Below are 20217 nucleotides of genomic sequence, written 5' to 3'. Positions count from 1 at the left end.
GCGTTCACCTTGCGCAGGGCCTGGCTTTTAGGGGCGCGGGGAACTGCGCGACAAGCCCCCACCGGCGGGTGGTCCGGCGACAAGCGAACTGCCCCGCCGGGGCGGGTGGTGACCCGCAGGAGGGCGGCAGCCGCACCGGGGCCCCGGACCGCGAAGGCGGTCCGGGGCCCCGGTGGCAAGAAGGCCGGACGGTCAGCCGGCGGCGGCGGCGTCGGCAGCCTGGGCCCGCAGCGAACGCTCCACACTGGAGCGGGACTCCACGACCAGGCGACGCAGCGCCGGGGCCGGATCGGCCGACGCCAGCCAGGCGTCGGTGGCGTCCAGGGTGGCCTGCGAGACCTGGAGGGCCGGGTAGAGGCCGACCACGATCTGCTGGGCCATCTCGTGGCTGCGCGAGTCCCACACGTCCTTCACCGTCGCGAAGTACCGCTCGGTGTACGGCGCCAGCAGCTCGCGCTGGTCGGTCTGCACGAAGCCGCCGATCACCGCCTCCTGCACGGCGTTCGGCAGCTTGTCGTCCTCCACGACAGAGGCCCAGACCGCCGCCTTGACCTCGGCGCTCGGCCGCGCCGCCCGTACCGCCGCGGCGTGCTGCTCGCCCGCCGAGGTCGGGTCGAGCGCCAGCTCCGCGTCGATCGCCTTCTCGTCCGCGCGGCCGGTCGCCGCGAGCCGGGACAGCAGCGCCCACCGCAGATCCGTGTCGACGGCCAGTCCCTCGTACGTCACCGTGCCGTCCAACAGCCCGGCCAGTACGTCCAGTTGGGCGTCGGTGCGGGCCGCGAGGGTGAACGCGCGTGCCCAGGCGAGCTGGTGGTCGCTGCCCGGCGCCGCCGTCCGCAGGTGCTCCAGCGCCGCCTCGGTCCACCGGGCCAGGCCGGTGTCGCGCCAGGCCGGGTCGGCGTACAGGTCGAGCGCCAGCTTCGCCTGCCGGTGCAGCGACTGCACCACACCGATGTCGGTCTCCTTGCCGATGCCCTGCAGCACCAGCTCCAGGTAGTCACGGGCGGCCAGTTCGCCGTCCCGCGTCATGTCCCAGGCCGACGCCCACACCAGCGCGCGCGGCAGCGACTCCGTGAAGTCCCCGACGTGGTCGCGGACCACGGCCAGCGACTGCTCGTCCAGCCGCACCTTCGCGTACGACAGGTCGTCGTCGTTGAGCAGGATGACGGCCGGGCGCGGCGTCCCCGCGGGGAACGGCACCTGCGTCGACTCGCCAACGACGTCCAGCTCGACGCGCTGGGTCCGTACCAGCTTGCCGTCCACCAGGTCGTACGCGCCGACCGCGATCCGGTGCGGGCGCAGCACGGCCTCGCCCTTCGCGCCGACGGGCAGCGCCGGGGCCTCCTGCCGTACCGCGAGCGAGGCAACCGTACCGTCCTCGGCCACCGTCACCTCCGGCCGCAGCACATTGATGCCCGCCGTCTCCAGCCACGCCTTCGACCAGGTCTTCAGGTCGCGCCCCGAGGTCTCCTCCAGCGCGCCGAGCAGATCCGCCAGCCGCGTGTTGCCCCACGCGTGCCGCTTGAAGTACGCCTGCACGCCCGCGAAGAACTCGTCCTCGCCCACGTACGCGACGAGCTGCTTCAGCACCGAGGCGCCCTTGGCGTACGTGATGCCGTCGAAGTTGACCAGCACGTCGTCCAGGTCGTTGATCTCCGCCATGATCGGGTGCGTGGACGGCAGTTGGTCCTGCCGGTACGCCCACGTCTTCATCGAGTTGGCGAAACTCGTCCACGAGTGCGGCCACTTCGAGCCCGGCGCGTACGCCTGGCAGGCGATCGAGGTGTACGTGGCGAACGACTCGTTCAGCCACAGGTCGTTCCACCACTCCATGGTGACCAGGTCGCCGAACCACATGTGCGCCAGCTCGTGCAGGATCGTCTCGGCCCGCGTCTCGTACGCGGCGTCCGTGACCTTCGACCGGAATACGTACTGGTCGCGGATCGTCACCGCGCCCGCGTTCTCCATCGCGCCCGCGTTGAACTCCGGCACGAAGAGCTGGTCGTACTTCGGGAAGGGGTACGCGTACGCGAACTTCTCCTCGAACCAGTCGAAGCCCTGCCGGGTGACCTCGAAGATCGCCTCGGCGTCCAGGTACTCCGCCAGCGAGGGACGGCAGTAGATGCCCAGCGGCACGCTGCGGCCGTTCCCCTCCCAACTGCTGTGCACCGACGCGTACGGGCCGACGATCAGGGCCGTGATGTACGACGAGATGCGCGGGGTCGGCGCGAACACCCACACGCCGTCCGCCGGGGGCTCGGGGGTCGGGGAGTTCGAGATCACCGTCCAGCCGGCCGGGGCCTGGACCGTGAAGGCGAAGCTCGCCTTCAGATCCGGCTGCTCGAAGCTGGCGAAGACGCGGCGGGCGTCCGGTACTTCGAACTGCGTGTACAAATATGCTTGCTTGTCGACCGGGTCGACGAACCGGTGCAGGCCCTCGCCGGTGTTGGTGTACGCGCAGTCCGCGACGACTCGCAGCTCGTTCTCGCCGGAGCGCAGGCCGGGCAGCGCGATCCGCGAGTCCTTGAACGCGGCTGCCGCGTCCAGGGGCTCGCCGTTGAGCACCACCTCGTGCACGAGGGGGGCGACCAGGTCGATGAACGTTTCCGCTCCCGCCTCGGCGGCCTCGAACCGTACGGTGGTCACCGACCGGAAGGTGCCGCCCTCCTGGGCGCCGCGCAGGTCCAGCTCGATGTCATAAGCGTCCACGGTGAGCAGGCGCGCACGCTCCTGCGCCTCCTCACGCGTGAGGTTCGTACCAGGCACGGTGGCCCACTCCTTCTCGTCAGATGAGACGCCCATCCTCGCACGGCACGTTTCCGTTCCACGGCTCGCCGCCAGGGCTTTGTCTTTTCCCGCCCGCCCACCCGTGCGGGTGTGTTGTCGTCTGCGGGTGCCGCTTGTGCCTGGTCGGTGCCGGTCCAGGGCACCTCCTCGAAATGCGGCTGCCTGCTCCCGTGTATCCGGCACCCTCCCCGTCACCGCATTTCTGCGGGGGCACCCCGCCCCGTCCCCTCCGGGTACGTCGGCGTCCGCCTGTCCGCTGTGGTGGCGGAGGAGGGGGTGGATGGGGGCCGGGTTCTGGGCGGCTGGCGGGTGGGCTGTTGGTGATCGTTGGCAGGGTCGGGTGGAATGGGGGGTGTTGATCACTCTCATGCGATGGGCGAGGAGCTGGCGTGGCCCGATGGATGGTCCTGATAAGTCCGGTCGGCGGTTCGCCTCACGGGCCCTATCGGGTTGACACCCTCACCGAGTTCGAGGCCAGCCATGAGGAGGCGCCGGGCGTTTTCCTCAACCTGGTGAACACCTTCGACCGCGACGTGCGCAAACCCCGGCGCAGGCAGGCGTTCAAGTGCTCCGAGCGGACATACGTCCTCCGTGTCGAGGGCTACATGAAGCAATTCGAGTACCGCTTCGAGCTTGCCGAACTTGTAGCCGACACCGCTGCCCCAGACCTTCCCGACACCATCCAGTAGCCCGATTCGCCTAGGGACTGTCCGGCAGATCTTTGTGACCATCTGATGATGTGGTCGTTGTTCTGGTCGTGGGGCGGGGTGATCCGACCAACGACGAGTGGATGCGGCTTGAGTCGCTTCTGCCGAAGTCTGGGGGGGTTGGGGCGGCCGTTGGTGCGATCACCGGCGGGTGATCAACGGGATCCTTTGCCGGGTCCGTACTTGAGCATGGTCGCGAAGGACTCAAATCAAGCACACCATCCCGAGCCCAAAGGCCAGCGGGCCAAGCGTCGAAGCCGCGGCGGTAAAGGGTGCCGACCCGCCAGCTTCGACAAGGAGATGTACAAGCGACGCAACACGGTCGAGCGCACGGTCAACCAGCTCGAATAAACACTTCAGGGCCGTCGCGACGCGCTACGACAAGCGGGCCTACGTCTTTCACGGGACGGTCACCGTCGCAGCGATCCGACTCTGGCTGCGGGCCCGATCCGTCGGGCAGCTTCTAGCATCTGCGTCTATGTCCAAATCCGAGCATGTCCTTGACTGGTTGCAGAGCTGGTACGCCTCACAGTGCGATGGCGACTGGGAACACGGATGGGGCGTGAAGATCGAGACGCTCGACAACCCGGGCTGGGCCGTGACGATTGATCTTGAGGAGACGGACTTGGCGACCCGCGAGTATTCCCCACAGCGGGTCATGCGAGGTGAGCACGACTGGGTGATGACTCGGACGGCCGAGGGGGCGTTTCACATCGCGTGTGGACCCGGCAACCTGACCGAGGCCCTCTCACTGTTCCAGGTCTGGGCAACAGCGAGAGTCCAGTAAGTGATGTGACCGGCGGGGCGTCACCCTGTCAGCACGGGTCGACCACCCCACCCCCTTCCCCCGGCAACCCCCCTCGGCGGCCGGACGCCGACGCACCCCAGCCCACCCACCCCCGCCCCGGCACCCCCACCGGCAGGCGGGCGCCGACGCACCCGAGCCCGCCCACCCCCCTCCGGACCGTCGGACGCCGACGTACCGGAAGGGGACGGGCCGGGGTGCCCCCGCAGAAATACGTCAACAGGAACGGCACCGAATCCCCAGGACCAGGTGAGACGGATTTCGAGGAGGTGCCCCGGACCGGCACCGACCCAGGCACAAGTGGCACCCGCAGACGGAGAAAGCACCCGCACGGGTGGGCGGGTGGGAAAGACAAGACAACGGCGGCAGCCGTCACGCCGGGACGGGGGTTGTCCCCACCATGGGGACGCCAGGGGACGCCATGGTTCGGGAGAGCGCGGCTCCGTAGCGTCGAGAGGGCCGGGAAACGAACTGAGCTGAGGGGAAAGAGATGGCGTCGCGGCGCGAACGCAAGCGGGCACAGAAGGCGGCGGACGCCGAAACGACAGGCACGCCGGCCACGGCGTACGCGGTGGAGCTGAGAGAAGTGCGGCGCACATACGGCCGCGGCGAAGCCGCGGTGCACGCGCTGCGCGGCATCGATCTGGGGCTGCCCCGCGGCAGCTTCACGGCGGTGATGGGCCCCTCCGGCTCGGGGAAGAGCACGTTCCTCCAGTGCGCGGCCGGACTGGACAAACCGAGCGCCGGGCAGGTGCTGCTGGGCGGGGTGGAGATCACCGCGCTGAGCGAGAAGCGGCTGACGGAGCTGCGGCGCAGCCGCATCGGGTTCGTGTTCCAGTCGTTCAATCTGCTGCCGTCGCTGACCGTGCAGCAGAACGTCCAGCTCCCGCAGCGCCTGGCGGGCGAGCGCCCCGACCGGCGCCGGGTGGCGGAGCTGCTGGCCCAGGTGGGCCTGGAAGGCCACGGAAGGCGCCGCCCCGGCCAGCTCTCCGGCGGGCAGCAGCAGCGCGTGGCCATCGCGCGGGCGCTGGTCACGGAGCCTGACGTGATCTTCGCGGACGAGCCGACGGGGGCGCTGGACACGGGGACGGCCCGCGAGGTGCTGGGGCTGCTGCGGCACGCGGTGAACGGGCTCGGCGCGACCGTGGTGATGGTGACGCACGACCCGGTGGCGGCGTCGTACGCGGACCGCGTGCTGTTCCTGGCGGACGGCTCGTTCGCTGACGAGCTGTGGCACCCCGAGCCGACGGCGGTCGCGGACCGGATGGTGGCGCTGACCCAGCGCGAGACCCGGCGCGAGACCCGGCGCGAGACCGGGCGCGGCGCGGGACGGGTGGGGGCGGCGGCATGAACGGCCTGGCCCGCGCCTCCGTGCGCTTCAGGCCCGCGTCCTTCGTGGGCACCTTCGTCGCGCTGCTGTTCGCGTCCGCCGTCATCACGGCGTGCGGCAGCATGCTCCAGACCGGGATCACGGCGCATGTGAAGCCGGTGCGGTACGCGGCCACGCCCGTCGTGGTGGCGGCCGACCCGTCGGCGCGGATCACCACGGGGCACGGCGACGACGCCGACAGCGACGCGGCGTCGCTGCCGGACCAGCCCCGCGTGGACACGGCGCTCGCCGACCGCATCGCCCGCGCGCCGGGCGTGTCGGCGGCCGTACCCGACACGGCCTTCCCGGTGCAGTCGAAGACGCTGCCGCCGCTGACCGGCCGCGACTGGTCGGCCCACGCGATCGACGCGAGCACGGTGGTGCGGGGGCGGGCACCTGGTACGGGCGAGGTCGCCCTGTCGGCGGCCACCGCCCGGGCGGCGCACGTCGGCGTCGGCGACACCCTCACGCTGACCGCCCCGACGGGCGCGACCACGTACAAGGTCTCGGGCCTGACCGACACGGAGACCAGCACCGGCGCCGGCGCGAAAGACGGCACCAAGGCAAGCGCTACAACAAGCGCCTCGGCCGGCGCCTCGGCCTACTTCGCCGACCCCGTCGCCGACCGCCTGTCGGGACACCCGGGCCGCACCGACGCCATCGCCGTGCTGCCCGCCAAGGGCGTCAGCACGGACGAGCTGGCCCGGCAGGTGAAGGCCGCGGTCAAGGGCGCCCCCGGCGACCCGGCGAAGGTGCGCACCGGCGACGGCCGCGGTCTCGCCGAGCACCCGGAGCTGGCCGAGGGCAAGGAGATGCTGACGGCGATCGGCGCCTCGTTCGGCGGGATCGCCACGGCGACGGCTGTGTTCGTGGTGATGGGCACCGTCGCGCTGGCGATCGGCCAGCGCGGCCGGGAGATCGCGCTGCTGCGCGCCGTCGGCGCGACCCCGCGGCAGATCCGCCGCACCGTGGCGACCGAGGCGATGCTGGTGGCGCCGATCGCGGGCGCCGCGGGCATCCTGCCCGGCGTGGCGCTGGCCCGCTGGTGGGTGAGGCAGCTCGTCCACCGGGACGCCGTCCCGGCCGGGGTGACGCTCAGCACCGGCTGGATCCCGATGGTGAGCGCGGTCGGCGCGGGCCTGCTCGCGGCGCTGGCCGCCGGATATCTGGCCGCCCGCCGCCCGTCGAAGGCCCGGCCGAGCCAGGCGCTCGGCGAGGCCGCGGTGGAGCGCCGCAGGCCCGGCGTCATCAGGACCGTGCTCGGCGCCGCGGCCGTCGCGGGCGGCTGCGTCCTGGCCGCCGTCGCCGCGCACACCACGGGCGAGGACGCCGCGAACGTCGCCCTCGGCATCGTCTTCTGCTTCATGGTCGGCGTGGCCTTCCTCGGGCCCGTCGTGGCCTGGGCCGCCGCCGCGCTGCTCGGCCTGCCGCTGCGCGCGGGCGGCGCCGCCTCGCAGCTCGCCGCCGCCAACAGCCGGGCCAACGCCCGCAGGCTGGCCTCCGCGATCACCCCGATCGTGCTGGTCACCGCCTTCTGCGGCACGCTCCTGTGCATGCAGGGCTCGCTCAAGCACGAGGCGGCCCACCAGATCAAGGACGGCGTCGTCGCCGACCAGGTGCTCGGCTCGTCCGGCGCGGGGGTGCCCGCCGACACCGCGCAGCGCGCCGCGAAGGTGCCCGGCGTGGACGGCGCGGTCGGCGTCCTGCGCACCGGCGCGCTCTACCGGGCTTCCGGCTCGCTCAACTCCGCGTCCCTGCTGGGCGTTTCCGGAGACCCGGGCAAGCTGCCCGACGTCCTCCAACTGGGCGTCAAGACCGGCTCGTTGAGCGCGCTGACCGGTGACGGCCGGACCGTCGCCGTGGATTCCCTGCTCGCCGGTACGGCGAAGGTGAAGGTCGGCGACCGGATCCCGCTGTGGCTCGGCGACGGCACCCGGGTGCGGCCCACGGTCGTGGCGACGTACGAACGCGGCCTGGGCATCGGCCAGTTGCTGATGCCGCGCACGGCGGTGGCCGACCACGCGCGGACGGCGTACGACACGCAGGTGCTGGTGCACGACGCGCCCGGCGCGGACCGTACGGCCGTCGCGCGGGACCTGTCGCGGCTGGGCGTCGCCGGGCTCACGGTCACCGACCGCGCCGGGTACCGCCAGCAGGCCGACAAGGAGCTGGAGTTGAACGCCTGGGCGAACAGCGTCATGGCCGCCGTCCTCGGCGGATTCGCCGCGGTCGCCGCCGCGAACACGCTGGTGATGACGGTGCTGGACCGGCGCCGCGAGGTCGCGCTGCTGCGGCTGGCGGGCACCACGCGCCGCCAGGTGCTCGGCATGGTCCGCCTGGAGGCGCTGCTGGTCGCCGCGGCCGGGCTGCTGATCGGCGGTGCCATCGCGTGGATCACCCTCGTCCCGATCGCCCGCGGTCTGACCGGCGCGAGCCCGTACATCCCGCCGGACACGGCTCTCGGCCTCGCGGGCGCCGCGACGGTCATCGGCCTGCTCTCCACCGCCCTTCCGGCCCGCGCGCTGCTGCGCGCCAACCCGGCGGCGGCGGGCGCGGCCCGCGAATAACCCACCGGACACGGTGAGTTGAACGCGCTCGGTGCACGCGGACAGGGCGGCCGTCAAGAAGACGGCCGCCCTGTTCACGTACGTACCGGGGGTGCGGGGCCGAGAGCCCCGCACCCCCCGAAGGACAACTCCGTTACGGCGTCGTCTTCGTGATGATCACGCTGCCCTTGCCCGCGACCGAGCCGCGCGCGTTGAGCAGTTGCACCTCACCGAAGAACTTGCGTCCCTCGGGCGCCGCGGCCGAGGCCAGGAGCGAGGCCGAGACCTTGGCGGAGGCGCCGTGCGGCAGGTTGACCGTGGTGGTGTCGTCCACCGTGACCGTACCGAGGGCGTCGGAGAAGTAGACGTCCTCGTAGTCGTAGGTGGTCGTCCCTGCCGGTACGGCGTAGGCGTCCACCTCGAAGGTGTACGTGCCCGCGGGCGGGTTGGCCAGGCTGACCCGCTCGTCGGAGCCGCCGCTGGCGGACTGCGCGACGAGCACCCCGTCCCGGTAGACGTACAGGTCGAGGTCGGCGGCCGTGTCGGACGTCCCGCCGATCGACACGTCGAGCCGGGAGGCGCCGGGGCCGAGCGTCAAGGTGGTGGTCTGCGTGTCACCGTCGGCGATCGTCGGCTTGGCGGTGAACGCCGAGCCGAGCGGGCCGCCCTTGAGCTTGCCCTGGATCGGGGCGAAGCCGTTGGTGACCGTCCAGTCGACCGGGGTCGGCGTGCCGACCTTGGCCTCGGGAACCGTCTTGACCGCCGGGTCGAAGGCCACGCCGAGCAGCGTCACCGACAGGTTGTACGGGTTGTCGAGCTGCGGCGAGGTGCGGCGCGCCTCGACCGCGATCTCCCACACGCCCGGCATCGGGTTGGCGTAGGAGCGCACGTCCGGGCGGCACTTGTTGTTGGGGTTGTCGTAGTTCGGGTAGCAGTCGATGGTCTGGGTCGAGTCGAGCGGCACACCGTACGGGTGCATCGTCAGGAACCGGGTCTGGCTGCCGGTCTTGAGCCCGTCCATGGCGACCTCCAGCGAGGTCGCGCCCGCCGGGACCGTCACGAAGTACGACCTCGTGGTGTCGCGCTCGATGCTGCCGGAGCGGGTCAGCGTGTACGACGGGCCCGCGACCGGGGTGGAGACGAGCACCGCGGCCGACATCTGCGAGTCGATGCCGCGGGTCAGCGGGTCGTCGATGTTCAGCAACGCGCTGTGCGCGCCCACCGACTTCGGCTTCGCGGTGACCTTCACGGTGACCGGCTTGTTCAGCGGCAGCAGCACCAGCGGGCTGGCCACCTTGAACGTGCCGTCGTTGTGCGCCCAGGTGAGCGTGTGCAGTTGGGCGTAGACCGGACCGCTGGTACGGGTCACGGTGACGTCGTACGTCCGCGACTGCCCGGCCTGGAGGCCGCCTTCACGGTCGTACACGCCGGTGCCGAAGCCCGGGGTGACGAGGTAGTCCTTCAGCACCGTGTTGACCGGCGCCTTGACCGTGTACGTGTTGGTCTTGCCGCCCTGCTTGAGCAGGTTCCAGGCCGGGCCGACGGCGATGAGACCGGCGCCCTGCTCGATGGTCTGCGTGCCGGGGATCGACTTGGCGGTGCTGGTCAGCGCGGTACGGAGCTGCGCGGGGCTGACCGTCAGGTGCTTGGCCTTGGCCGCGGACAGCAGCAGCGCGGAGGCTCCGGCGGCCTGCGGGGACGCCATCGAGGTGCCCTGGAGCATCGCGTAGCCGGGCGGCAGGGTGTAGCCCGCCTCCTTCACCGGCCCGCCCGGCTCCCAGGTCGGGATGGTGTTGATGGACGCGCCGGGCGCGGTGATGACCGGGGCGAGGCCGCCGTCCTCACGCGGGCCGCGCGAGGAGAAGGGCATCATCGAGTACGGAACGGTCATCTGCGAGCCGTAGTTGGCCGCCCAGGTCTCCTTGGAGATGGACGCGCCGACGCTGAGCACGTGGTCCGCGAGGCCGGGGTCGCCGATGGTGTTGACGCCGGGGCCGTCGTTGCCCGCGGAGATCACGAGCTGTATGCCGTAGGTGTCGATCAGCTCCTTGTAGAGCTGGTCGCGGGCGCTGGCACCGTCGTTGAGGGCGCCGAGACCGCCGATGGACATGTTGACCACGTCCACGTGCCGGTTGACGACCAGGTCGATCATGCCCTCGGTGAGCGCGATGCTGGTGCAGCCGCCGCTCCAGGTGCAGGCGCGCGAGGAGACGATCTTCGCGCCGGGCGCCGCGCCGTTCATCTTGCCGCCGAACAGGCTGTTGGCGGAGGTGATGCCCGCCACGTGCGTGCCGTGCTCGGACTCCACGAGGCCGAAGTTCACGAAGTCCGCGGTCTTGCCGACCCAGGTCCCGCCGTAGGGGTCCATGGGCACGTTCTTGCGGATCTCGACGGTGAACGGGATCGACTCGGAGATCGGCGTCGCCGGGTTGTCGGTGCCGAAGTGGCCGATCTGGAAACCGTCCTTGTACGGCTTCATCGCGGTGTCGTCCGTGAAGTCGCCGTTGTCGTTCAGGTCCACGCGGACCGTACCGGCGGCCGGGTCGTACAGCACGCCCCACTTGTCGGTGGTGTCGCCGTCGCGGTTCAGGTCGCCGTTCATGTCGCCGCCGATGGTGGCGGATTCGGCGAACGTGCTGAAGTAGTAGTTCCCCGCGGGCGCCTTCCAGGTGCGTCCCGAGGAGGTGAAGGCCGGGCCGGAGACCGCGGTCACCATCGGGCGCCAGGTGGCGTCGCCGTCGAGGATCGGGTCGGTCGCGGTGATCCAGTCGACGATCTTGCGCTCACCGGTGGTGGTCTTCTGGAGCGCCGGGTGGCCGATGTCCACACCCGAGTCCAGGATGCCGATGGTCACGCCGCGGCCGTCGTACTTCGGGTTGTCCTTGACGAAGTCGACCGCGCCGGTCTCGAACGCCGGCTGGTACGGGTTCTTGGCCGGGGTGTCCTTGCCGGGACCGGGGTACGTCGTGGCCGACGCCTTCCCGTTCTTGGCCGCCGCCGCGGTGGTGTCCGCCGCCGGGGTCGGGTCGTCGAGCTTGATCTCCTGCTTGAGGTCGATCGCGATGACCGAGGACAGCTTCTGCGCCGCCGCGATGGCCTGGTCCGCCTTGCCGGTCGGCACGGTGGCCCGCACATAGCCGATCTTGTCGTACCGCAGACCCACGCTGGCGCCCTGCGCGTCCAGCTTGTCGGCGACCTGGCCGGTGCTGCCGGGCTTGGTGGCGACCATGAAGGTGACGTTCTTGTCGCCGTCCGCCTTGGCCTTGGCCAGCAGCGAGGCGTCCGCGGACCCGAGTTTGTCCGCGGCTCCGCCCTTGTCGGCGGCGCCCTTGTCCGGCGAGCCGGGGCCGGGCGCGGGGGTGGAGGAGGGCGACGAGGGCGAGGCGGGCGCGTCCGCGATCGCGAGCGCGGGCCCGGCGGCCGACAGCGCGGCAACCAGACCCGCGGCCAGCGCGATACGGGCCGCGCGTCTCTTGCCGGGAATGTGAGCGAGTGGCATGGGCATCCCTGTTCGGACCGAGGTGGTCTGTTCGGAAAACGGAGCCGGTCGATCGCTCACATTGCTGGAATTGACTCCCCTTTGGGGAGTGTTGACCGTCCAATGGTCTGGGCATGACGTGTTTCCGCCAACCGCCATCAGGACGAATACGGTACGGGTCGGGGTAAATCGCCGGGACCCCGCTTCCTCGTGTGACGGGTGGTCACCTCGGGGTGACCACCACATACGCGGCGGGTGTCCGGTCGGCGGACGCCATCAGCGCGGTCCTGACGATCGCCGCCTGCTGCTCGGCGGAGTCCCTCAGTTTGGCCGGAGTGAGGTGGATGACGGTGATGCCCAGCGCCTCCAGCCGCTCCCGCTCACGGGCGTAGCGCGACCACACGGCGTCGTCCTCGGCGTTCTCGAAACCGTGCTCGAAGGCCCGGTCGAAGAGCTGGTCGAAGGCGCCGCCGGGACCGTACGTGCCGCCCGGTCCGTACGCGTCCCCGTCCCCGTACGCGTCCGTCGCGTATACGTCACCGTGGCCGTCCTCGCCCGCCGCCGTGCCCGGCCGTACGGTGCGCGCGTCGATCTCCACCGCCACCGCGTGCTCCGGCCAGTACGCGTCGACCCCGCCGAGCGGCGGGCCGCCCGGCAGTCGGAGGTCGACGTTCCACACCGGGTCGGGCAGCGCGTGGCAGCGCACCATCGCGATCAGCCGGTCCTCGGCGACCGACCGGCCCTCGGCGAGCAGCGCGTCCAGCGCCGCCGCCACCTGCGGCCGGTCCAGCAGCCGCGCGTGCTCCAGCTCCTCCAGTACGGCGCCCGCGTCGCAGTGCCCGCCGCGCACCGCCTCGGTCAGCAGCCGCCGCACCGTCTCGGCGTCGTCCAGCTCCGCGACCGCGTCGGCCAAGGCGCGCGGCATCGGCGCGCAGGGCAGTCCGGCGACCTCCTGCGGGCGGGGCAGTGCGTTGGTCCTGCGGATCGCCACGTCGCCCGCGTCGCGCAGCCTGCGCTGCCGCGGCACCAGGACGTCGATCCGCGGCAGCCCCGGCAGCGGCGGCACCGAAGAGAAGCGGTGCAGGGCGAGGGCGGCCAGCCCGGTCACCATCGCCTCCCGGCCGCCGCCGAGCGGGCCGTGCGCTCCCGGATCGCGGCCCGCGTACAGCAGCGCCGCCTCCAGGCGCTCCGCGCTGTTCGGGGGGCCGGAGTGCAGCAGGTACACCTGCGGCAGCACCTGCTGCCACGGCCCTCCCGGGCGGCACCGCTCCGCGATCACGCCCGGCGTCACGCCGCGCTCCCTGAGCTGACGGACCGTCAAGACGCTGTGGGCGGTGCGGAGGTGGTCGGCGGTGCGGTGTGAGTGGGGGTTCTCGATGCTCATGCCGTGGTCGTTCCCGCCGCCGGCCCCGTCACTAACCGCTGTTACACGCCCGTCGACAAACCCGGACAAGCCTGGGCTAAAGTCCACGTGTTCGGATGCCGAGCTTACCTTTTCACCTATTCGGGTGACCCCCTCCGGGGGCCTGCTCTTTGCCCGCCCGCCCACCCGTGCGGGTGTTTTTTCGTCTGCGGGTGCCGCTTGTGCCTGGTCGGTGCCGGGCCGGGGCACCTCCTCGAAATCCGTATCACCTGGCCTTCGCGAATCCGGCACCCGGCCGTCAACGTATTTCTGCGGGGGCACCCCGGCCCGTCCCCTCCCGGTACGTCGGCGTCCGCCTGCCGGTGGGGGTTGCCGGGGAAGGGGGTGGGTGGGCTGAGGTGCGGGGACAGCCGACGGTCCGCTGTGGTGCCGGGGCGGGGGTGGGTGGGCCAGGGTCCGTTGGCCTCCGCCTGGCCAGTGGGGGCGGCGATGGGTGGGTGGGCTCCACTACGTCGGCGTCCGCCCGTGCGCTGTAACTGGGGGAGGTGTCCCTCCGCTGTGGGCATCGGCGGAGACCGCATGTCTCCGCCCCGGCTGGATGTCAGGGGGGCGCAGGGCCCGCACCCCCCACTCACCGCCTTTCGCCCACCCCGCCGGGCGGTCGGGGGGCGCAGGGCCCGCACCCCCACTCACCGCCTTTCGCTCACCCCGCCGAGAGGTTGGCGGGGCGCAGGGCCTGGCCCCCACCCACCGCCTTTGCCACCACAGCGGACAGGCGGACGCCGACGTACCCGTACCCACCCACCCCCCTCCCGGCCACCCCCACCGGACCGTCGGACGCCGACGTACCCGGAGGGGACGGGCCGGGGTGCCCCCGCAGAAATGCGGTGACAAGAAGGGTGCCGAATGAGCAAGGCCAGGTAGCCGCATTTCGAGGAGGTGCCCCGGACCGGCACCGACCAGGCACAAGCGGCACCCGCAGACGAAGAAAACACCCGCACGGGTGGGCGGGCGGGCAAGGACACGCCCCCGTCAGCTCACCGCAGGGACTGGGCGCGGAGCGCCCGCGCGAGGTCGTCGCGCGACTCAACGACCAAGCGCCGCAAGGCGGGCGCCGCGTCGGCGCGGGCAGAGAGCCACGCGTCGGCCGCGGCCAGCGCCTCAGGACCCTGGTGGTGCGGGAACAGACCCCGCACCACCGCCATGCCGATCTCAATCGACCGCTCGCCCCACACGCGTTCGATCGAGGCGAAGTACGGCTCGACGTACGGCGCCGTCAACCCCCGCTGCCCCGGCTGCGCGAAGCCCGCGATGGTGGCCTCGACCAAGGCGTTGGAGAGCCGGTCGGAGTCCACGACATCGGCCCAGGCCGCCGCCTTGACCTGCGCGGAGGGCCGCGCGGCCAGGCAGCGCACCTCGTGCCGGTGACCGGAGGCGGTGTCGTCGCGGGAGCGCTCGGCCGCGACCGCCGCCGCGTCCGCGTCGCCCTCGGCGGTGAGGGTCTCGAGGAAGGTCCAGCGCAGTTCCTGGTCGACGTCGAGCCCGTCGATCTTCGCCGAGCCGTCCAACAGCCCGCGCAGCAACTGGAGATCGGCCGCCGACGAGGCCACGGAGGAGAAGAACCGCGCCCACGCCAACTGGTGGCCGCTGCCCGGCTCCGCCTGCCGCAGCTCCCGCAGCGCGCCCTCGGCGAGCGACCTGGCGGCCTCCTCGCGGTGGTCGGGCGCCACGTAGTGCGACAGCGCGGAGCGCGCCTGCTGGTGCAGCGACTGGAGCACCCCGATGTCGCTCTCGGAGCCCGCGAAGAGCAGCACGAGACCGAGGTAGTCACGGGCGGGCATCAGCCCGTCACGGGTCAGATTCCACACCGCCGACCACGCCAGCGCTCGCGCCAACGGATCGGTGAGGTCGCCGAGATGGGCGCGGAGCGTGTCCAGTGACACCTCGTCGAAGCGGATCTTGCAGTACGTCAGGTCGTCGTCGTTGACCAGCACCAGCTCGGGCCGGTCCTGGCCGGCCAGGCCGTCCACCACGGTCACCGGGCCCGACACGTCGGTCTCGACCCGCGCGTACCGTTCGAGCGCGCCGCCCGGCACCCGCCGGTACAGGCCCACCGCGACGCGGTGCGGGCGCAGTTCGGGGTGCGACTCGGCGGCGGTCTGGAGCACCGACAGTTCGGTGATCTTCCCGTCCGCGCCGTAGACCACCTGCGGGGTCAGGGAGTTGACGCCCGCCGTCTCCAGCCACGCGCGCGACCACTGCGCCATGTCGCGGCCCGAGGTCTCGGCCAGCACCGCCAGCAGGTCGGCGAGCGTGGTGTTGCCGTACGCGTGCCGCTTGAAGTACCGGCGCGCCGCCTCCAGGAAGGCGTCCCGGCCCACGTACGCCACGAGTTGCTTGAGCACCGAGGCGCCCTTGGAGTACGTGATGCCGTCGAAGTTCAGCTTCGCGTCCTGGAGGTCGCGGATGTCGGCGACCACCGGGTGCGTGGAGGGGAGTTGGTCGGCGCGGTACGCCCACGCCTTGCGCCGGTTGGCGAAGGTGATCCACCCGGCGTCGTACTGCGTGGCCTCCACCATCGCGAAGGCGCCCATGAAGTCCGCGAAGGACTCCTTCAGCCACAGGTCGTCCCACCAGCGCATGGTGACCAGGTCGCCGAACCACATGTGCGCCATCTCGTGCAGGATCACATTGGCCCGGCCCTCGTACGACGCGCGGGTGACCTTGCCGCGGAAGACGAACTCCTCCCGGAAGGTGACACATCCGGGGTTCTCCATCGCGCCGATGTTGTACTCGGGCACGAACGCCTGGTCGTACTTCCCGAAGGGGTACGGGTAGTCGAAGTTGTCGTGGAAGAAGTCCAGGCCCTGCTTGGTGACCGTGAAGATCTCGTCCGCGTCGAAGTGCCGGGCCAGCGACCTGCGGCACAGCGCGCTCAACGGCACGTCGAGCACCGCCCGGTCCTCGAAGGTCCGCGAGTAGTGGTCGTGCTCCACGTGGTACGGGCCCGCGACGACCGCCGTGATGTACGTCGAGATCGGCTGCGTCGGCAGGAAGCGCGACACCGCGCCGCCGCCGTCGCCCTCGTACGGCACCGGCTCGCCGTCCCGCTCGCTGTTGCTCAGCACCGTCCAGCCCTCGGGCGCGGTCACCTGGAAGGTGAACGGCGCCTTCAGGTCGGGCTGTTCGAAGTTGGCGAAGACGCGGCGCGCGTCGGCGGGCTCGTACTGCGTGTACAGATAGACCTCGCCGTCCTCCGGGTCCTCGAAGCGGTGCAGCCCCTCGCCGGTCCTGCTGTACGCGCAACGCGCGTCGACCACGAGGGTGTTGCGCTCCGCGAGGTCGTCCAGCGCGATCCGGGTGCCGTCGAAGACGGCCGCCGGGTCCAGCTCCCGGCCGTTGAGCCGGACGGAGGTGACGGCCGGGGCGAGCAGGTCCGCGAAGGACGAGGCGCCGGGTCGCGAGCACCGGAAGTCGATCACGGTCGTCGACCGGAAGGTGCGGTCCCCGCCCGCGTCGGCCGGGTCCACCGCCGACCGTACGTCGAGGGCCACGTCGTAGCGCTCGACGGACAGGATCGAGGCCCGCTCGCGGGCCTCCTCGCGGCTGAGGTTCTCGCCGGGCACGGGCGACTCCTTTGTCTGTTCTCACAGGCCCAGCGGGTCTGTGGGCTCATGGGCGGCCCCGGGGGTCTCCCGGGTGGTCACAGCGTCCCGCATCCTCCCACGGGGGGCGTACGGGGGAGGGGTACGGGGAATGCCGTCGCGTCGGTCGCGCGTTGTGCGTGACAGAGGACTCATGTCCCCGTGAGCCCACATGCCCGCCCGTGCCGCCCGGCACGCCCCGGCACGATCCGTTCGAGGAGTACGCAGTGACCGCGACCGCCCCCGAGACCGACAACCGGCCAGGCAACGACAAGACCCCGGCCGACTTCTGGTTCGACCCGCTGTGCCCCTGGGCGTGGATGACCTCCCGCTGGATGCTGGAGGTCGAGAAGGTCCGCCCGGTCGAGGTGCGCTGGCACGCCATGAGCCTGGCGGTGCTCAACGAGGACAAGCTCGACACGCTGCCCGAGGAGTACGCCACCTTCCTGCGCGACGCGTGGGGCCCGATCCGGGTCGTCGTCGCCGCCCAGCAGAAGTACGGCGAGGAGTACGTGGGCCGGCTCTACACCGCCCTCGGCACCCGCTTCCACAACCAGGGCCTGCCCAAGACCCGCGAGACCCTCGTCGCCGCGCTCGAAGAGGTCGGCCTGCCCGCCGACCTCGCCGACTACGCGGACTCCGACGAGTACGACACCGAGCTGCGCGCCTCCCACAAGGAAGGCATCGACAAGGTCGGTCAGGAGGTCGGCACCCCCGTCATCGCCGTCCCCGGCGACGACGGCGAGCAGATCGCCTTCTTCGGCCCGGTCGTCACCCCCACCCCGCGCGGCGAGGAGGCCGCCAAGCTCTGGGACGGCACCTTGCTGGTCGCCTCGATCCCCGGCTTCTACGAGATCAAGCGCACCCGCACCAAGGGCCCGAGCTTCGAGTGAGCGCGGGGGACCGGGTTCGGGACGGGGTGCCGCGCCGATGGCACATCTAGGGCTGGTGGCGCTCGTCGTGCGTGACTACGACGAGGCCATCGACTTCTACACCCGCGCGCTCGGCTTCGAGCTGCGCGAGGACACGCCCCGCGCGGACGGCGGCCGGTGGGTGGTGGTCGCGCCCCGCGGCTCGTCCGAGACGGCGCTGCTGCTCGCCCGCGCGGGCAACCTCGCCCAGGCGGACCGCGTGGGCGACCAGACCGGCGGCCGGGTCGGCCTCTTCCTCACCACCGACGACTTCGACGGCGACTACAAACGGATGGTCGCCGCCGGGGTCGTCTTCGAGGAGGAGCCGCGCTACGAGCCGTACGGCGCGGTCGTGGTCTTCGAGGACCTCTACGGCAACCGGTGGGATCTGATCGAACCCCACAAGTGACGTTGACCGGCACGGCAGTCGGGGCGGGCCCGCGAGGTCCCGCCCCGACGCATGTCACGGACGTGAGATGCCTCACGCGACCTGCCGAAACTCCCCGACTCCCCGGACCGCGCCGATAACTTGACGGTGCACGGAAGTCTCCAACCGGTCGCTCGCGGCTTTGTTCCCTTCTCACGATGATCACGCTCGGCCGCTGCGTTAGCGTCACGGTGTCCCCGACCGTCCTCACCCCGCGGAGTACCGATGACCACCGCCGAATCCGTCGCCGTTTCCCGAGCCCCCGGAGCGGTCCTGGCCGACCTGCTGCCCGCCTCGCGCGTCCGCGACACCGCCCTGGTCGTCGGCGGCGCGGTGCTCACGGGCCTGGCCGCGCAACTCTCGGTCCCGGTGCACGGCTCGCCCGTCCCGGTCACCGGCCAGACCTTCGCCGCGCTGCTGGTCGGCACCGCCCTCGGCGCCCGCCGCGGCTTCGCCTCCCTCGCCCTGTACGCCGCCGCCGGTATCGCCGGGCTCCCCTGGTTCTCCGAGGGCGCCTCCGGCTGGTCCATGCCCAGCTTCGGCTACATCCTCGGCATGCTCCTGGCCTCCGGCGTGGTCGGCGCCCTCGCCCGCCGCGGCGGCGACCGCACCATCGCGCGCACCGCGGGCGTCATGGTCCTCGGCTCCGCGGTGATCTACGCGATCGGCGTCCCCTACCTCGCCTGGTCCGCCCATCTGTCCGCGTCGCAGGCCGTCTCCCTCGGCCTGACCCCGTATCTCCTGGGCGATGCGCTCAAGGCCGTCCTGGCGATGGGCCTGCTCCCCGCGGCCTGGCGGCTCACCCGGTAGGGCACTCCCGCTCCGGCCCGCCGGACATGCAAAACTCATCGCATGCGCGTTTACCTCGGGTCCGATCATGCCGGTTTTGAACTCAAGAACCACCTCGTGGAGTGGCTGACCGTCCACGGCCACGAGCCCGTGGACTGCGGGCCGCACATCTACGACGCGGTGGACGACTACCCGCCGTTCTGCCTGCGGGCGGCCGAGGGCGCGGCGGGGGAGCCGGGCAGCCTCGGCATCGTGATCGGGGGGTCGGGCAACGGCGAGCAGATCGCCGCGAACAAGGTCAAGGGCGTCCGCGCGGCGCTGGCGTGGAGCGAGCAGACCGCGTCGCTGGCGCGGGAGCACAACGACGCGAACGTGCTGAGCATCGGCGGCCGGATGCACACCGAGGCGGAGGCCACGAAATTCGTGGAGATCTTCCTCACCACCCCGTACTCGCACGAGGAGCGCCACCAGCGCCGTATCGACATGCTGAGCGCGTACGAGGCCACCGGCGAGCTGCCGCCGGTCCCGGACCACCACCCCCGCCAGGGCTGACGCGGGCGATGCCGGAAGGCCACACGATCCACCGCCTGGCCGCCGACCACCGCGAGCGGTTCGGCGGCGGGGCGGTCCGGGCGAGCAGCCCGCAGGGCAAGTTCTCCGACAGCGCCGCGCTCGTCGACCGGCAGGTGCTGGAGAGCGCCGAGGCCCACGGCAAGCACCTGTTCCTGGGCTTCGGCGCGACCGGCTGGGTGCACATCCACCTCGGCCTGATCGGCAAGGTCACCTTCGGCGACGGCAAGGCGCCGCCGCCGACCGACACCGTACGGCTGCGGCTGGCGAACCGCGCGCACTGGGCGGATCTGCGCGGCCCGGCCGCCTGCGAGCTGATCACCGAGCCGGAGAAGCGGGCGATACACGACCGCCTCGGCCCCGACCCGCTGCGGCCGGGCGACGACCCCGAGCGGGTGTGGCAGCGGCTGTCCCGCTCCCGGATCAGCGTCGCCGCGCTGCTGATGGACCAGAAGGTCATCGCGGGCGTCGGCAACGTCTACCGCGCCGAAGTGCTCTTCCGGCACGGCGTCGACCCGTTCCTGCCGGGGCGTGAACTGCCGCGTCAGCGGTGGGACGCGATGTGGTCCGATCTGGTGACGCTGATGCGCGAGGGCGTACGGACCAACCGGATCGACACCGTGCGCCCCGAGCACACCCCCGAGGCGATGGGCCGCCCGCCGCGCCAGGACGACCACGGCGGCGAGGTGTACGTCTACCGGCGCACCGGACAGCCCTGCCTGGTGTGCGGCACCGGGATCAGCACCCGGCCGCTCGCGGCCCGCAATCTCTTCTGGTGCCCGGTCTGCCAGCCCGCGCATCCGCCGGTGAGCTGACCGATC

Annotated in this window: 13 protein-coding genes and 1 pseudogene; 10 read left to right on the top strand and 4 right to left on the bottom strand. The window is 71.8% G+C overall.

The window, feature by feature from the left end; all coding sequences use genetic code 11:
- Positions 1-192: 192 nt before the first annotated feature.
- Entirely contained in the window at positions 193-2766 is a 2574-nt protein-coding gene (gene pepN, locus ACFY9V_RS09245; protein ID WP_355337183.1) for an aminopeptidase N, read from the bottom strand.
- A gap of 410 nt (positions 2767-3176) precedes the next feature.
- Here pepN (ACFY9V_RS09245) and ACFY9V_RS09240 point away from each other — a divergent pair, with 410 nt between their 5' ends.
- The 5 genes and pseudogenes from ACFY9V_RS09240 (at position 3177) to ACFY9V_RS09220 (ending at position 8235) form a co-directional block, all read left to right on the top strand.
- Positions 3177-3476: a hypothetical protein gene (locus ACFY9V_RS09240; RefSeq protein WP_355337185.1), complete on the top strand. Its 300-nt coding sequence runs from the start codon at positions 3177-3179 to the stop codon at positions 3474-3476.
- 214 nt (positions 3477-3690) lie between these two features.
- Positions 3691-3936 (top strand): annotated as a pseudogene (locus ACFY9V_RS09235) (IS5/IS1182 family transposase); the annotation flags it as partial.
- 36 nt (positions 3937-3972) lie between these two features.
- Entirely contained in the window at positions 3973-4281 is a 309-nt protein-coding gene (locus tag ACFY9V_RS09230; RefSeq protein ID WP_355337259.1) for an immunity 53 family protein, read from the top strand.
- Positions 4282-4789: 508 nt separating this feature from the next.
- A complete protein-coding gene (locus tag ACFY9V_RS09225; RefSeq protein WP_391160379.1) occupies positions 4790-5650 on the top strand; it encodes an ATP-binding cassette domain-containing protein in 861 nt (286 codons plus the stop codon).
- Positions 5647-8235 carry an FtsX-like permease family protein gene (locus tag ACFY9V_RS09220; protein WP_391160377.1) on the top strand — a complete coding sequence of 863 codons (2589 nt, stop codon included), beginning with the start codon at positions 5647-5649 and terminating at the stop codon, positions 8233-8235. The genes ACFY9V_RS09225 and ACFY9V_RS09220 overlap by 4 nt, the downstream gene beginning before the upstream one ends.
- A 133-nt stretch (positions 8236-8368) precedes the next feature.
- Here the strand turns inward: ACFY9V_RS09220 and ACFY9V_RS09215 are convergent, their stop codons facing one another.
- From ACFY9V_RS09215 to pepN (ACFY9V_RS09205), 3 genes are all read right to left on the bottom strand, one after another.
- Positions 8369-11713 carry a S8 family serine peptidase gene (locus ACFY9V_RS09215; protein ID WP_391160375.1) on the bottom strand — a complete coding sequence of 1115 codons (3345 nt, stop codon included), beginning with the start codon at positions 11711-11713 and terminating at the stop codon, positions 8369-8371.
- Positions 11714-11915: 202 nt separating this feature from the next.
- The gene (locus ACFY9V_RS09210; protein WP_391160372.1) at positions 11916-13076 is read right to left on the bottom strand and encodes a hypothetical protein; all 1161 of its coding nucleotides are present in this window, start codon (positions 13074-13076) and stop codon (positions 11916-11918) included.
- 1016 nt (positions 13077-14092) lie between these two features.
- Positions 14093-16681 carry an aminopeptidase N gene (pepN, locus tag ACFY9V_RS09205; protein WP_391160370.1) on the bottom strand — a complete coding sequence of 863 codons (2589 nt, stop codon included), beginning with the start codon at positions 16679-16681 and terminating at the stop codon, positions 14093-14095.
- Positions 16682-16926: 245 nt separating this feature from the next.
- Between pepN (ACFY9V_RS09205) and ACFY9V_RS09200 the strand changes: the two genes are divergently transcribed.
- From ACFY9V_RS09200 to ACFY9V_RS09180, 5 genes are all read left to right on the top strand, one after another.
- On the top strand, positions 16927-17592 hold the full coding sequence (locus tag ACFY9V_RS09200; protein ID WP_355349500.1) for a DsbA family protein: 666 nt from the start codon (positions 16927-16929) through the stop codon (positions 17590-17592).
- Positions 17593-17629: 37 nt separating this feature from the next.
- Positions 17630-18019 carry a VOC family protein gene (locus ACFY9V_RS09195; protein ID WP_391160367.1) on the top strand — a complete coding sequence of 130 codons (390 nt, stop codon included), beginning with the start codon at positions 17630-17632 and terminating at the stop codon, positions 18017-18019.
- A gap of 243 nt (positions 18020-18262) precedes the next feature.
- Positions 18263-18847, top strand: a complete 585-nt coding sequence (locus ACFY9V_RS09190; protein ID WP_391160364.1) for a biotin transporter BioY — start codon at positions 18263-18265, stop codon at positions 18845-18847.
- Positions 18848-18889: 42 nt separating this feature from the next.
- The gene (locus ACFY9V_RS09185; RefSeq protein WP_391160362.1) at positions 18890-19378 is read left to right on the top strand and encodes a ribose-5-phosphate isomerase; all 489 of its coding nucleotides are present in this window, start codon (positions 18890-18892) and stop codon (positions 19376-19378) included.
- An 8-nt stretch (positions 19379-19386) separates the two neighbouring features.
- Entirely contained in the window at positions 19387-20211 is an 825-nt protein-coding gene (locus ACFY9V_RS09180) for a DNA-formamidopyrimidine glycosylase family protein (protein ID WP_355349512.1), read from the top strand.
- Positions 20212-20217 lie beyond the last annotated feature (6 nt).

Source organism: Streptomyces sp. NPDC008317 (genome assembly GCF_042955955.1).
Taxonomy (GTDB): Bacteria; Actinomycetota; Actinomycetes; order Streptomycetales; family Streptomycetaceae; genus Actinacidiphila.
Note: the sequence above shows the minus strand (reverse complement) of the source record. Positions and strands in the feature narration are given on the sequence as shown.

Excerpts from the sequence above, each read along its gene's own strand:
- ACFY9V_RS09230 (WP_355337259.1), top strand. The coding sequence starts at position 3,973 with ATGTCCAAATCCGAGCATGTCCTTGACTGGTTGCAGAGCTGGTACGCC.
- ACFY9V_RS09220 (WP_391160377.1), top strand. The coding sequence starts at position 5,647 with ATGAACGGCCTGGCCCGCGCCTCCGTGCGCTTCAGGCCCGCGTCCTTC.
- ACFY9V_RS09195 (WP_391160367.1), top strand. The coding sequence starts at position 17,630 with ATGGCACATCTAGGGCTGGTGGCGCTCGTCGTGCGTGACTACGACGAG.
- ACFY9V_RS09225 (WP_391160379.1), top strand. The coding sequence starts at position 4,790 with ATGGCGTCGCGGCGCGAACGCAAGCGGGCACAGAAGGCGGCGGACGCC.
- ACFY9V_RS09190 (WP_391160364.1), top strand. The coding sequence starts at position 18,263 with ATGACCACCGCCGAATCCGTCGCCGTTTCCCGAGCCCCCGGAGCGGTC.
- ACFY9V_RS09215 (WP_391160375.1), bottom strand. The coding sequence starts at position 11,713 with ATGCCACTCGCTCACATTCCCGGCAAGAGACGCGCGGCCCGTATCGCG.
- ACFY9V_RS09210 (WP_391160372.1), bottom strand. The coding sequence starts at position 13,076 with ATGAGCATCGAGAACCCCCACTCACACCGCACCGCCGACCACCTCCGC.
- ACFY9V_RS09180 (WP_355349512.1), top strand. The coding sequence starts at position 19,387 with ATGCCGGAAGGCCACACGATCCACCGCCTGGCCGCCGACCACCGCGAG.
- ACFY9V_RS09185 (WP_391160362.1), top strand. The coding sequence starts at position 18,890 with ATGCGCGTTTACCTCGGGTCCGATCATGCCGGTTTTGAACTCAAGAAC.